Below are 12459 nucleotides of genomic sequence, written 5' to 3' on the forward strand. Positions count from 1 at the left end.
GAAAACGATGTTCGCGATATCCCTGGGCGACGACGGAGCGCAACTGCGCCCCCTGGAGCCGTGGCGGGCCGAGGAGTTCCTGGCCCACATCGACCGCGGACGGGAATTCATCGGCCAGTACATCGGGCTCGCGGCCGCCGCGACCGACATCGCGTCCGCGCGCGGCTTCCTCCAGTCGTACGCCGAGAAACAGGCCGCCGACGGCGGCCGGATCTACGGGATCTGGCTGGACGGCACCCTCGTCGGCGGGGTCCTCTTCCGGGTCTTCGACACCGCCCTGGAGTACTGCGAGGTCGGCTGCTGGCTGGAGCCCTCAGGGGCGGGCCGCGGACTGGTCACCCGTGCCGTACGGGTGCTGATCGACTGGGCGGTCCTGGAGCGGGGGATGCACCGCGTCGAGTGGATGGCCGCGGCCGGGAACACGGCGAGCCTCAAGGTGGCGCAGCGGCTGGGGATGACGCGCGACGGGGTGCTGCGGGAGGCCTATCCGTACCGGGGCGTACGGCACGACATGGAGGTCTGGTCCGTGCTGGCGCCCCAGTGGCGGGAGCTGCGGGCGGCCGACGCGGCCTCCCCCCGATAGAGCGCCTCTCGTCGTTGAGGAGACTCGTTAAGGGGACTCTCATACAGGCCGCCTAGCGTGCGGCGCATGAACCCCACCGAGACCAAAAAGACCACCGAACCGACCGGGGCGACCGCCTCGACCGTGGTGAAGGACGAGGGCGACGGCGCGGCCGCCGAGCCGGTCGGGACCGACGCCGACGCCACGTCCGAGGCCCAGGCCCTCGACGACGAGACGGAAGGCGCCGAGACCGAGGACGCCGAGGACACTCCGCGTGCTTCGTCCGGCATCGCAGCCGCCGCCGCGGCCGTCGTGGCCGCCGGTCTCGGCGTCGTCGCGCTCAGCGGCACCTGGGTCGGGAAGGTCGCCGCCGAGCGCCAGACCCTGATCGGCCAGATCAAGACCTCGCAGGGCGGCACCCCCGCCCAGCAGATCGCCGCGGTCTACGGCGACGCCTGGCACACCACCGCCCTGGTCAACGGCGTCTTCGCGCTGCTCGCCCTGATCGTCGGCGTGGCCGTGCTCGCCGTGCCGCAGAAGGCCGGCTGGGTACGTGCGTTCGCCGTGGCCGGAGTGGCACTGGGCGTCCTCGGGATGATCGTCTCCGCCGGGATGTACTTCGATCTCCTCCTGTCACTGCCCACCACCGGCTCCTAGCGAGCCCCGGAAACTCGTTGGTGCCTCCCTCCGCGCGGTGCTGCAATGAGCGGATGGATCACGCCGACGTGCTCACCCTGTTCGACCGCCGGATGCGACAACACGCAGAGGGGGGCGAACGGATCGGTGACGTGGTCCGGCAGGTCGGCGCCGAGGGCGGCTGGAACGGCATCGTCTGGTCCGGCCTGGACCGGGCCACGGCCGACGCCGCGATCGCCCGGCAGGTGCGGTACTTCACCGCCCTGGGGCGTGACTTCGAGTGGAAGCTGTACGGGTACGACCAGCCGGACGACCTGGGCACCCGGCTGCGGGCCGCGGGCTTCACGCCCGAGCCCGAGGAGACGGTGATGGTCGCCGAGATCGCCGGTATGCCCACCGGCGTCCAACTCCCGGACGGCATCCGGCTGGAGGCGGTCACCGACGCGGCGGGCGTGGAACTGCTCGTGGACGTGCACGAGCAGGCCTTCGGGACCAGCGGCGCCCGGCTGCGCGAGCAGCTCCTCGCCCAGCTGGCGCAAACCCCGGACACCGCCCTCATGACCGTCGCGATGGCCGGTGACCGTCCAGTCTGCGGGGCCCGCACGGAGCTCCACCCGGGCACCGGCTTCGCCAGCCTGTGGGGCGGCGGCACCGTGGCCGCCTGGCGGGGCCGCGGCATCTACCGGGCACTGATCGCCCACCGGGCCCGTATCGCCGCCGCGAACGGCTACCGCTTCCTTCAGGTCGACGCCTCCGACCAGAGCCGTCCCATCCTCCAGCGGCTCGGCTTCGCCGCGCTGAGCACCACCACTCCGTACGTCTACGTGGCGTCGGCGAGCAGTGGCCCGACGCCCTGAGGCCCCCGCCGCCAGGGGCCTTAGGCCGCGGACTTGCCTACCTGGGCGCGTCTAAGGACCCCGCCGCCGCCGAGATGCGGAACCTTCCCGATGTGGCGGACCCCCCTGGGAGACGAAAGTTGAGGCATCGCAAGACGCCGAGACAACTCGCAACCAGGGAGTACGACATGTTCGAGTACGAGATGCAGGAGCTCCGGCTGGCCGATCTGCTGCGTGAGGCCGAGACCGCGCGCCTCGTCCGGCAGGTGCGCAAGGCCCGCCGCGCCGCCAGACGGTCCGCCAAGGACACGGGGGAGGGCCGGGTGAGTCACGACAGCACCCGCTACGGGCGCGCCGCGTGATGAGGCGTGGCCGCGCGTGATGACGGTCGTCCCGATCAACGGTGCCGCGTTGTCAGAGGGCTGTGCGATGCTCGGCAGCGTGGAGACCAGGTCCGTCAGCCCCGTGTTCGTAGGCCGCGCCGGTGAATTGACCGTGCTCGGTGACGCGCTCACCCGCGCCGCCACCGGTTCCGCGGGCGAGCCGCAGGCGCTGCTCATCGGCGGTGAGGCAGGGGTCGGCAAGACCCGGCTCGTCGAGGAGCTGCTCACCGAGGCGTGCCGCCGCCAGGCCGTCGTCGCGGTCGGGGGATGTGTCGAGATCGGCGCGGACGGGCTTCCGTTCGCGCCGTTCTCGACCGCCCTGCGCGCGCTCCACCGCCAGCTGCCCAAGGAGCTGGCGGCGGCAGCGGCCGGGCAGGAGGACGAGCTGGCGCGGCTGCTGCCCGAGCTGGGGGAAGCACCCGCGGCCCACATCCGGCACGACGAAGAGAGCACCGCCCGCCTCTTTGAGCTCACCGCGCGTCTCCTCGAGCGCGTCGCCGCCGACCGCACTGTCGTCCTCGTCCTGGAGGACATGCACTGGGCCGACGCCTCCACCCGCCATCTGCTCGCGTATCTCTTCCGTACGCTGCGCCGCGGCAGGCTCGTCGTGATCGCGACCTATCGCTCCGACGACGTCCACCGGCGCCATCCGCTGCGGCCCTTCCTCGCCGAGCTCGACCGGATGCGCACCGTGCAGCGCGTCGAGCTGACCCGCTTCAACCGCGGCGAGGTGCACCGCCAGATGGCCGGAATCCTGGCCACCGAGCCCGAACCGGCCCTGGTGGACCGGGTCTTCGAGCGCTCCGACGGCAATGCCTTCTTCGTCGAGGAGCTCGCCTGCAGCATCGTCGAGGACTGCCTCACCGGCCTGTCGGACTCCCTGCGCGACATCCTTCTCGTACGCGTCGAGGCACTGCCCGAGGACGCCCAGCGGATCGCACGGATCGTCGCCGAGGGCGGCTCGACCGTGGAGTACGGTCTGCTGCTCGCCGTGGCCCGGATGGGCGAGGACGACCTCATCGAGGCGCTGCGGGCCGCGGTGGGCGCGAACATCCTCCAGGCCACCCCCGACGGGGACGGCTACCGCTTCCGGCACTCTCTGGCGCGCGAGGCCGTCAGCGACGACCTGCTGCCCGGCGAGCGCTCCCGGCTCAACCTGCGGTACGCGCAGGCGCTGGAGGCCAATCCCTCCCTCGTACGGGACGCGGAGCGGGCCACGCGGCTCGCCAGCTACTGGTACCAGGCACACGACCCCGCCAAGGCCCTTCCGGCCGTGCTCAGCGCCTCGGTCGAGGCCAGGCGCCGGCATGCCTACGCCGAGCAACTCAGCCTGCTGGGGCGGGCGATGGAACTGTGGGACACCGCTCCGGACGAGGTGCGGGCGGCGCTGCGGCCCGTGGACTACGCCGAGGCGTACCCTCCCTGCGGCTGCGACCCCGCCACCACACCGCTGCGCTTCCTCGACCTGATGGCCGAGGCGTCCGTCGCGGGCCGGCTCAGCGGTGAACGCGAACGCGCGCTGAAGATCGCCAAGCGGGGCCAGCGGCTGGCGGAGGCGGAGGACGATCCGCTGCGCACCGCCTGGTTCACCCTCCAGCGCTCCCTGCTGGCCTCCGCACTCGGCCGCGGCGACGGCTGGGCGGAGCTCGCCGAAGCGCAGGAACTGGTGCGGGGACTGCCGCCGTCGGCCGTCCACGCGCAGGTGCTCGCGGAGGCGGCGGGCTGGGGCATGGTGCACGATCCCGGGCCGGGAAGCCTGGCGACGGCCGAGCGCGCCGTGCAATACGCGCGCATGGTCGGCGAGGAGGACAACGAACTGCGCGCCCGGCTCATCCTCGGCAGCCTCATGGTCGACGCGGGCCAGATCGAGGCCGGGCTCTCGGAGATGTACGCGGTCAAGGAGCGGGTCGTCGCCCTCGGCACGGCCTCACTGGTGGGCCGCACCCATGTGAATCTGCCGTCCGTGCTGGAGGGCATCGGCCGCTCGCGGGCGTCCGTGGAAGTCCTCACCGAAGGGGTCGAACTCTCCCGTAAGTACGGCCTGTTGGACACCGAGGCCTGGGTCCTGAACAACCTGGCCGAATCGTATTTCTCACTGGGGCGCTGGACCGATACGGCCGAGGTGGCGGGCCGGGCGGCACGGATCGCGCTGAGCCCCAAGCCCCGGGGATTCGCCGCGTTCAAGTGTGCCGCTCTGGCCCTGGAGCGGGGCGACGCGGCGAAGGCGGCGGAGTATCTTCAGGCGGCGCGCGAGCACTTCGGACCGCACGACCCGATGCCGCAGAGCTCCATACCGATGCACACGCTGGCACTGAGCATTGCCGCTGCGCAGGGGCGTGTGCTGGACGCCCGGGCGGAGTTCGAGCGGGCCGCGACGGCGGGCTTCCCGCCGGGCACCCAGCGGTACGGCTGGCCCCTGCTGCGAGCCGCGGCCACGCTGGAGGCGGACACCCGCGGGCTGCCCGCGGCGGAGCCCGGCCGCGCCGAGGCGCTCGACCGGATCCGCAAGGCGGCCAGGTCCATGGCCACCGCGGTGCCCGTCTGGATGGCTCACGAGCGCTGGACCCGCGCCGAACTGCTGCGCGCCGGTGGCGAGGACACGGCCCTCGACTGGGCCGAGGCGGCGACGGCCTTCGAGGCGCTGGAGCGGCCGTACGACCTGGCGAGGGTCCGCCACCGCTGGGCGGAAGCCCTGCTCCAGTCCCACCGGGCACAGGCCACCGATCTGCTCCGGCAGGCCGCGGCGACGGCCCGCGAGCTGGGGGCGCAGCCGCTGTCCGAGGACATCGCGCTGCTCGCGCAACGGGCCCGCGTCTCCCTGACGGACGAGCCCTCCCCGCCGGCTCCGGCAGCGCTGCCCCCAGGGTCGGCGCTGGGGCTGACCCGCCGCGAGGAGGACGTGCTGCGGCTGGTCGCGGCGGGCCGCAGCAACCGTCAGATCGCCGAGGAGCTGTTCATCTCGCCGAAGACGGCGAGCGTCCACGTCTCCAACATTCTGGCGAAACTGGGCGTCTCGGGCCGCGGCGAGGCGGCGGCGCTGGCGCACCGGCTGCGGCTGTTCCCGCCTCCGGACGTGGGGGGCGTGGCGGCGTCGGCGTGACGCGCGGGGTCGCCCCGGACCCGTATGCGACCTTCGGCCGCATGTCCTCAAACGCCGGACGGGCTGAGAGTCCCCTACTTCACCTCCAGCTGGAGGATCTTGTCGTCGCCCGGCTCGGGTGTGCCCCGGTTGTCGGTCTCGCTCGTCACGAGCCAGAGCTTCGCGCCACCCACCGAGACGACCGTGCGCAGTCGGCCGTACTTCCCCTGAAGGAACGACTGGGGCTGCGCCGAAGGCTTCGCGCCCGCCAGCGGGATGCGCCAGAGCCGCTCGCCCCTCAGCGAGGCCATCCAGATCGAGCCTTCGGCGTACGCGATGCCGCTCGGCGACGCGTCCGCCGTCCGCCACTGGGCCACGGGGTCCACGAAGCCGGGCTTGCTGCCCTTGCCCTCCACCTCCGGCCAGCCGTAGTTCTTTCCCGGCTCGATCAGATTGAGCTCGTCCCAGGTGTTCTGGCCGAACTCCGCCGCCCACAGCCGCTTGTCGGAGTCCCAGGCGAGTCCCTGCACATTGCGGTGGCCCCAGGAGTAGACGATGGAGTCGGCCTCGGGATTGCCGTGGACGGGCCGGCCGTCCGGGGTCATCCGCAGGATCTTGCCGCCCAGCGACTTCCTGTCCTGGGCGAGCGACATGTCACCCGTCTCGCCCGTGCCCGCGTAGAGCATCTTGTCCGGGCCGAAGGCGATCCGCCCGCCGTTGTGGATGCTGCCCTTGGGGATGCCCCTCAAGATCGTGTCCGGCGCGCCCAGTTGCTGACCGGCCGGTTTCTGTTCGTCGTACAGCATGCGCGCGATGCGGTTGTCCGACTCGGTGGTGAAGTACGCGTACACCTGGTGGTCCGAGGCGAACGACGGGGAGACGGCCAGGCCCAGCAGCCCGCCCTCACCGCCCGGCGAGACTCCCGGCACAGAGCCGATCTGAGTCTGTTTGCCGCTCTGTGCGTCGACCCGAGTGATCGTCCCCTCGTCGCGAGAGGCGACCAGCAGATCGCCGTCGGCCAGCGGGGCAACGCCCCATGGAGACTTCAGGCCCTGGGTCAGTGTGGAAACCACCTTCACCGAGCCCTTCGCGGGCGGGCCCGTGGGGCTCGGGGAGCTCCCCGAGCCGGACGAGGGGGCGGCCGGTGCTGATGCCGCCCCCGTCCGGCCCGCCGGTGTCTTGTCGTCACCGGACGAGCACCCCGCCGCGAGCAGAAGCACGGCAGCGGCCAACACGGCCGTCACAGCAGGACGTTGCACAGGTCTGATCCCTTCGACGGCTGTCGACTGCCTGACTACTGTTCTTACACCGCAGCCGCCTCATAGGTTCCCGATCACCGGAACATTGCGTCGTTAGGGGCTGTCGTTCGGATCTTGCCGGGTTCGCGTGCCCTGGCACGCACTCCCCCGTAGCCCTTCGGGCACGGGAGGTGCCCCCATGCTGCGTTGCGTCAGTCGCCGACGCTCCGCGTCGGCTCTCCCCCTGCCTTCGGCGGGGGGACCCCCATCCTCCGGCCTGCGATCGCACGCACCACAGTGACATCAGCCGCTCCGCGGCGGGCCGCTCACTGATCCGGCCTGATCCAAACGACAGGCCCTAGTCCCAGGATCCCCTGGCCCGCGGCAGTCCCGCCATCTCAGCCACATCCCGCCCGGTGAGCTCCAGCCCCGCCGCACCCGCGTTCTCCACGGCCCACTCCTCCCGTTTCGCCCCCGGCACCGCCACCACATGCCGCCCCTGCGCCAGCACCCACGCCAGCGCCACCCGTGCCGGAGTCGTGCCCCCGCCGTGCCGCTCCGCGATCCGCCGCAGGCCCGCCACGACCGGCTGGTTCGCCGCCATCATCTCGGCCGTGAACCGCGGGTGCCGCGCCCGCACGTCGTCCGGCTCGAAGCCATGGCCGGGAGTGAGCGTCCCGGTCAGGAAGCCGTTGCCCAGCGGCATCGCCGCCACAAAGCCCACCCCCCGCGCCTCGCACCACGGCAGCAGCCGATCCAGCGCCTCGGGCGACCACACCGAGAGCTCCGCCTGTACCGCGCTCACCGGGAACACCTGTTGCACCCGCTCCAGCTGCCGGATCGTTCCGTCGTACAGGTCCGCCCGGCCGCGCCGCGAGGCGCGCGCCCCCACGGCGCACAGGCCCAGCGCCCGTACCTTCCCCGCGCTCACCAGCTCCGCCATCGCGCCCCAGGTGTCCTCGACCGGAATCTCCGGATCCGCCCGGTGGAGCTGATAGAGGTCGATCACATCCGTCTGGAGCCGCCGCAGCGAGGCGTCACAGGCCCGCCTCACATATCCCGGCCGCCCGTTGGCGACCACATGCTGATCCCCGACGAGCAGCCCGACCTTCGTCGACACGAACGCGTCCCGGCGCCGCTCCTTGAGCACGCGGCCGATCAGCAGCTCATTGGTGAAAGGCCCGTACATGTCGGCCGTGTCCAGCAGACTGGCGCCGGCGTCGAGCGCGGCGTGCACCGTACGCAGCGAGCGGTCCCCGCGCTGTTGCGAGCCGGTGTACGCCCAGCTCATCGGCATACAGCCGAGCCCGATCGCGCCCACTTCGAGCGCCGCCGCACCGATTGTCCTGCGCTCCACCTGCCCGTACCCCTCCTCAGGCCCGTCCGGCCGACCAAACTAACCAATGCGGAGCGCGGTCCTTCGCATAGCCTCCTGACCATGACTGCAGACGTGTGGCTCCCGATTCCGGCCGACGAGATCGAGGGACTTCCCGACCCCTCGGACTCGGGCCTCAGCTACCGGTTCTGGGACGGCGGTCCGGACTTTCCCGCCGACCCCGCCGACTGTGCCTTCTACGCCGTCCCGTACATGAAGGGCATGGAGATCGCGGTCCGTCCGCTGCTCGCGATGACATCCGTACGCGTCGTCCAGACCCTCTCCGCCGGGATAGACCATGTGGAGCCGGGATTGGGCTCGCTTCCCTCCGGCGTACGCCTGTGCAATGCCAAGGGCGTCCATGAAGCCTCGACGGCCGAGCTCACTCTCGCCCTGATCCTTGCCTCCCTGCGTGGCATCCCCGGTTTCGTGCGCGGCCAGGACAAGGAGGAGTGGCGCGCGGGCTTCTATCCGGCGCTCGCCGACAAGTCGGTGCTCATCGTCGGCTACGGGTCGATCGGTGCCGCGATCGAGGACCGGCTCGCGCCGTTCGAGTGCGCGCGGGTGGCGCGCGTCGCGCGCTCTGCCCGCACTACGGAGCGCGGCGAAGTGCGCGCACTCGCCGATCTGCCCGCTTTGCTGCCCGAAGCAGACATTGTGATCCTTTCCACCCCGCTCACCGAGCAGACGAAGGGCCTCGCGAACGCCGGTTTCCTGGGCCGGATGAAGGACGGTGCGCTGCTGGTCAACGTCGCGCGCGGCCCGGTTGTCGACACCAAGGCGCTGCTCGCCGAGGTGGAGCGCGGACGCCTCACCGCCGCGCTGGATGTCACCGACCCGGAGCCGCTGCCCGCGGGGCACCCCCTGTGGCACGCCCCTGGTGTGCTCATCAGCCCCCATGTGGGCGGCTCCACCTCGGCGTTCATGCCGCGCGCCAAGCGGCTGCTCGCCGGACAACTCACGCGATTCGCCGCGGGCGAGCCGGTTCGCAACGTGGTGTTCACGACCGAATAGCTGCCTGAGCCGTCCTCTTCGGGCACTCTGTGAAGTCACTCGAATGCGCCGCGTGCCGTTCATGACGCTGATCGTCACGGAGAGTAGAGGACCTATGTCCCTGAGTGACCATCCTGGTGTATCGTCCCGACCTGGGGGCTGCAGCAAGCAAGGGGCGGTGCTGCAACGCGACCTGAGTGCCGATCAGACTTCGAGGGGGGCGACGGGTGATGCACGGCCACTGGAGAGACGATCCGACGCGGCAGGATTGCCGACGGCGACCCCCGCACGCTCCTGAGGACAGACCCGATACGGCGCCGGTCGAACCGGCGACGGTCCCACCGCCGGCGGTCGGGCGGGCGCAGGCCGAACCGGCGACGGTCAGGCAGACGGCGGTGCTCCCCGGGGCAGCCCGGTGAGCGCCCCGAGTGCGCTCCTGGAGCCACAGACGGTTCCCGGCGGCGGCACGGGACTGCTGCCCCGGCTCCTCCTCGCCGGGGTCTGCGCCGGGTACGGCGTGGGCGCCGCCTTCGGCTGGGGCTCGCCCGAAGTCGCTCTGATCATGGGCGACTTCGGGCTGAGCGCCGCGGCCCTGATCGCCGCCGTCTCCTGCCTTCTCTACGCCCGCCCGGGGAAGGGCCGGTTTCGGCCCGCCTGGCTGCTGTTCGCGCTCTCCTCGGCGATGGCCTCCGGCGGCAACGCCGTCTGGGGGTGGTACGAGGTCGTGCTGCACCAGGAGGTACCGAGCCCCTCCATCGCCGATCTGTTCTTCCTCTGCTTCGCACCGCCGGCCATCGTCGGCCTCCTCGTTCTCGCCAAGCGACCGGTCACCAGAGCCGGCTGGGTCTGTCTCGCGCTGGACGCCTGGCTGATCGGCGGCTCGCTGCTCACCCTGTCGTGGAGTCTCGCGCTCGCCCACACCGCGCATGTGCAGGGCGAGAGCGTGGCCCCTGCCGCCCTCGCGCTCGCCTATCCGCTGCTCGACATCGTGCTGGTCAGCATGGTCCTCGCGCTGCACTTCCGGCGCCCGGCCGCCAACCGCGCCGCGGTGAACACCGCCATCGCCGCGCTCGCCCTGACCGTCCTGTGCGACGCGCTGTTCACCTCGCAGCTGCTGCAGGACAGCTACCGCTCGGGCCAGCTCCTCGACGCCGGGTGGTTCGCCGGTTCGCTGCTGCTGGCGTACGCCCCCTGGGGCGCCCACCGTCCGGTCGAGGCGACGCGCCCGCCGCGCGGCCCGCGCCACCCCAGCCGCCCCGTCGCGGGCTCGCTGGCCGCCCTCACGCCGTATCTCGCGGCCGCCGTGTGCACCCTCGGGATCCTCTACAACGTCATCGAGGGCCGCCGTGTGGACCGGGTCGTCGTCCTCACCGGCTGCACCGTCGTCCTCGCACTCGTCGTCCGCCAGGGCATCATGCTCCTCGACAACATCGCCCTGACCCATGAACTGGCGCAGAAGGAGAACCACTTCCGCTCGCTGGTGCAGGGATCGAGCGATGTCATCATGATCGCCGCTCCCACCGGGATTCTGCGCTACGTCAGCCCGGCCGCCGCCGGTGTCTACGGCCGAGAGGCGGAGGAGCTCATCGGCTCCGAGCTGGCCTGTCTCATCCACCCGGAGGATCTCGGCCGGGTGGTCCGCGAAGTACGCCGGTTTCTGGCCGCTCCTCCCGCCCAGGAGCCCACCACCCGGATCGAGTGCCGCTTCAGGTCCGGCACCGGCGACTGGCTCAATGTGGAGTCCACGGTCAACCGCCACCAGGGCGGCCTGATCTTCAACAGCCGGGACGTCACCGAACGGGTCCGTCTCCAGGCGCAGTTGCAGCACAACGCCGAGCACGACCCGCTCACCGACCTGCCCAACCGCGCGCTGTTCACCGAGCGCGTCCGCCAGGCGCTCACCGGCCGCCGCGCGGGCGACTCGGGCACCGCCGTGCTCTTCATCGACCTCGACGGCTTCAAGGGGGTCAACGACCGCCTGGGCCACCAGGCGGGCGACGAGCTGCTGATCCAGGCGGCCCGCCGCCTCCAGGATTCGGTACGTACCGGGGACACCGCCGCCCGGCTCGGCGGCGACGAGTTCGCGGCCCTCATCGTCGGCGACGGCTCCCGCGACGCCTCGGCCCGTGAGTACCAGGTGCGGGAGATCGCCGACCGGCTGCGCCTGACCCTCTCCCAGCCGTACCGAATCGACGGCAGCGAAGTGCGGGTGGCCGCCTCCATCGGGGTGGCCTTCGCCGAGCCGGGCATCACACCCACCGACCTGATGCGCAACGCCGACCTCGCCATGTACCGCGCCAAGGCGGCGGGCAAGGACCGCGTCGAGCTGTACGCACCGCAGATGCAGGCCGAGGTGGTACGGCGCAGCGAGCTGGCCGCCCGGCTGCGCAGCGCCCTGCACGAGGGCGAGTTCGCGCTGCTGCACCAGCCCGTGGTGAGCCTCGCCACCGGGCGGGTCGCCGCCGTGGCCGCCCAGGCGCGCTGGCGCTCGGCCCAGGGGATCCTGTTCACGCCCGCCGAGTTCCTGCGGGTCGCGGACGCCGCCGCGGAGGCCCAGGAGGGCATCCGCACCGCCGAGCTCGGCCGCTGGCTGCTCGAGGAGGCCGTGGAGCAGGCCGCCGAGCGCGGCAGGCTGGGCCACCGGGTGCCCGTGTCCGTCCGGCTCTCGGCACCACGGCTGCTGGACAAGTCACTGCCGCTCGGCTCCATCGAGGCCCTGCTCACCCGGCACGGGCTGCCGTCGGGCGCCCTGATCATCGAGCTCGCCGACAGCGATCCGCGGATCTCCTTCGACGATCTGGAGCAGCGCCTGGTCGCGCTGCGCCGACTCGGCGTACGGATCGCGCTGGACGGCATCGGCAGCGGCTACGCCGCGATCAACGCACTGCGCAGGCTCCCCGTGGACGTACTGAAACTGGACAGGGGTCTGGTGGAGGGTGTCGTCGAGTCCGCGCGGCTGCACAAGATCACCGCGGGGCTGCTGCGGATCGCCTGCGATCTCGGCATGCAGTCCGTGGCGGACGGCGTCGATGTGCCGGAGCAGGTGCTCGCCCTGCGCGCCATGGGGTGTACGCACGGCCAGGGCATGGCATTCTCCGGAGCACTGGACGAGTACCGGCTGCGCCGCGCCCTGGTGCGCGGCGAGTTCCCGGTGCCCGGGGGAATCGCCCTGCCCGCGCTGACGGGTGGCGCGTTCCCTGCCCGCAATGGCTCAAATAGTGAGACGCGCGTCCCACCCACTTGACACTGACAGTGCGCCGGGGAGAGGGTCAGTGCCATGCGCACCCGAATTCTCGTACTTGGAAAGCGCGTCGGCTGAGCAGGGCCTCATGAAAACCCTGCAGACCCCTCCCGACG

The 12459-nt window shown here is 71.8% G+C and carries 9 protein-coding genes; 7 read left to right on the forward strand and 2 right to left on the reverse strand.

The genetic code is table 11. From position 1 onward, the window contains the following. Positions 1-7: 7 nt before the first annotated feature. From OG741_RS27895 to OG741_RS27915, 5 genes are all read left to right on the forward strand, one after another. Entirely contained in the window at positions 8-583 is a 576-nt protein-coding gene (locus OG741_RS27895) for a GNAT family N-acetyltransferase (protein WP_405602404.1), read from the forward strand. Between the two features lie 66 nt (positions 584-649). After that, positions 650-1219 (forward strand): hypothetical protein, encoded by a 570-nt coding sequence (locus OG741_RS27900; protein WP_405602405.1) that lies wholly within the window; start codon positions 650-652, stop codon positions 1217-1219. A 53-nt stretch (positions 1220-1272) separates the two neighbouring features. Then, on the forward strand, positions 1273-2055 hold the full coding sequence (locus OG741_RS27905) for a GNAT family N-acetyltransferase (RefSeq protein ID WP_405602408.1): 783 nt from the start codon (positions 1273-1275) through the stop codon (positions 2053-2055). A 167-nt stretch (positions 2056-2222) separates the two neighbouring features. Further along, positions 2223-2396 carry a hypothetical protein gene (locus OG741_RS27910; RefSeq protein ID WP_405602411.1) on the forward strand — a complete coding sequence of 58 codons (174 nt, stop codon included), beginning with the start codon at positions 2223-2225 and terminating at the stop codon, positions 2394-2396. Positions 2397-2463: 67 nt separating this feature from the next. Continuing rightward, positions 2464-5517, forward strand: a complete 3054-nt coding sequence (locus OG741_RS27915) for an AAA family ATPase (RefSeq protein ID WP_405605811.1) — start codon at positions 2464-2466, stop codon at positions 5515-5517. Positions 5518-5591: 74 nt separating this feature from the next. On the opposite strand, the gene OG741_RS27920 is transcribed toward OG741_RS27915, so the two are convergent. Further along, positions 5592-6740: a PQQ-dependent sugar dehydrogenase gene (locus OG741_RS27920; protein WP_405602414.1), complete on the reverse strand. Its 1149-nt coding sequence runs from the start codon at positions 6738-6740 to the stop codon at positions 5592-5594. A 352-nt stretch (positions 6741-7092) separates the two neighbouring features. Continuing rightward, on the reverse strand, positions 7093-8091 hold the full coding sequence (locus tag OG741_RS27925) for an aldo/keto reductase (protein ID WP_405602417.1): 999 nt from the start codon (positions 8089-8091) through the stop codon (positions 7093-7095). A gap of 81 nt (positions 8092-8172) precedes the next feature. On the opposite strand from OG741_RS27925, the gene OG741_RS27930 reads away from it, so the two are divergent. Further along, positions 8173-9123, forward strand: coding sequence for a 2-hydroxyacid dehydrogenase (locus tag OG741_RS27930; protein WP_405602420.1), 951 nt, complete (start codon positions 8173-8175; stop codon positions 9121-9123). 394 nt (positions 9124-9517) lie between these two features. Continuing rightward, positions 9518-12346 (forward strand): putative bifunctional diguanylate cyclase/phosphodiesterase, encoded by a 2829-nt coding sequence (locus OG741_RS27935; protein WP_405602423.1) that lies wholly within the window; start codon positions 9518-9520, stop codon positions 12344-12346. Positions 12347-12459 lie beyond the last annotated feature (113 nt).

The sequence above is a fragment of the Streptomyces sp. NBC_01410 genome, assembly GCF_045040195.1.
GTDB lineage: Bacteria > Actinomycetota > Actinomycetes > Streptomycetales > Streptomycetaceae > Streptomyces.